The 1,662-nt window shown below is 81.1% G+C and carries 1 protein-coding gene; it reads right to left on the reverse strand.

Going from position 1 to position 1,662, the window contains the following annotated elements:
- Positions 1-1,200, reverse strand: a 1,200-nt coding sequence (locus ABT381_RS35690; RefSeq protein WP_351602257.1) for a hypothetical protein, incomplete at its 3' end; no start/stop codon positions are given.
- Between the last annotated feature and the right edge of the window lie 462 nt (positions 1,201-1,662).

Raw genomic sequence — 1,662 nt, forward strand, 5'->3', positions numbered from 1 at the left:
GGCGGTGCCGGGCGCCGGGGAGTGCGCCGATGCGCCGGTCAACGCCCGCAGCCCGTAGGCGAACAGGCCGAGCGCGGCGGCCGTGCAGGCGGCGGCCGGGACGACGGCGGGGCCGAGCAGGCCGACCGCCGTCTCCACGGGGCGGGCCACCGCGGCGGCGCCCGGCAGCCGCCCCACGGGCAGCGTGGCCAGCGCGACGGCCTCCAGCGCACCCGCCGCGGCCAGACCGCGACCCGCCGCCACCGGGAAGCCGTGGACGGCCAGCAGGCGGGCGAGGAAGAGCAGCACGGCGAGAGTCAGCGCGGCGGCGAACGGGGTCAGCGCGCGGGGCGCCGGGAGCGCCGCCGCGCCGCCCGTGCCGAGTCGGCCCGTCAGGAGTCCCGCGACAACCAGCAGCGCGGCGGTCGCGGCCACGAAGAGCAGCATCGCGCCCGTCAGCAGGGGCCGCATCCCGGAAGCGAACTCCCCGAGGCCGCGGCTGGCCGCGAGGCGCCGCCGCCCCCGTACCGCGAACCACCGCACGCACCAGGCGGCGGGCGCGACCGCGCAGCACAGCGCGACGGCGATCACGGCGGCGGCCGGCAGCGGGCCGGGCGGGAACGGCGCGTGGGCGGCGACGGACGCCGGCCCGGTGACCGGCGGGAAGGTGCCGAACAGCGACGGGAGGGCGGCCGACAAGCGGTCGAGGGACACCTCGGGGCCGCCGTCCCGCAGCGCGCCGAGCAGCCGGTCGCCGCACAGGGCGTACCCGGCGAGCCAGCAGGTCCACAGGGTGGCCGCCCGGCCGGCGCTGTGCCCCGTGCGCAGCGGCCCGCTTCGTAGGCACAGCCGCAGCGCCAGTACGACGAACACCGCCCCGACGACGGCCAGGGCCGGGCGGAGGACGGTCGGTGCCGTGCCCTGGACCGCGGTGACGGCGGTGACGGTGGTGGCGGCCAGCGCGCCGGGCAGTACGTGCAGCGCCGCGCGGACCCGGCCGGACGGCAGTGGCGCCGGGTCGGCGGGGCGGGGCGCGGCCGGGGGCGCTTCGGCGCGCGGCACGCGGGCGTAGAGCTCCTCGGCGAGCGAGAAGACGTCACGGTGCCGGAAGCGGGCGGCCGTACGGTCGGTCACGCCGTGCGCCTCCAGCCCCGCCGCGATCTCCAGCGGGTCGACGGCCCGTTCGCACAGCTCACGGTGGCGGTGCATCAGCTCGCGCACGGGGTCGGCGGGGCCGCGCCGGGGCGGCACCTTCCGTGCGGGGGCCGCTCCGGGGGCGGGGGCTCGTCCGGGGGCTTGGTCCGCTCCGGGGGCAGGGGCCGCTCCGGAGGTGGGGGCCGCTCCGGGGGCCTGGTCCGCTCCGGAAGCAGGGGCCGCTCCGGGGGCAGCCGCGCCTCCCGAGGCGGGCGTCCTGCCCGCGTCAGGCGCCGGGGCGGGGCCGCCAGGGTCTCCGGGGTCGCCGGCGCCTACGGGGTCGTCGGTCCCCTCGGGGCCTCCCCCGAGCATCGCGCTGGAGCGGGGGTCCCAGCCGCCCGGGCTCTGCGGGGTCACGGGGGTGTCGGGCCGGTGTGCGGCCCGCGTCCGGTACGCGGTCATGCGTCGCCTCCTCCTCTCGTCCGGGCCACGCCGGCCGGCACCCGCGCCCCGGCGTCGTGCGGCGCGGCGGGCGGCCGCGCCCAGCTG

This window comes from Streptomyces sp. NPDC000151, from assembly GCF_040301705.1.
Classification (GTDB): Bacteria; Actinomycetota; Actinomycetes; order Streptomycetales; family Streptomycetaceae; genus Streptomyces.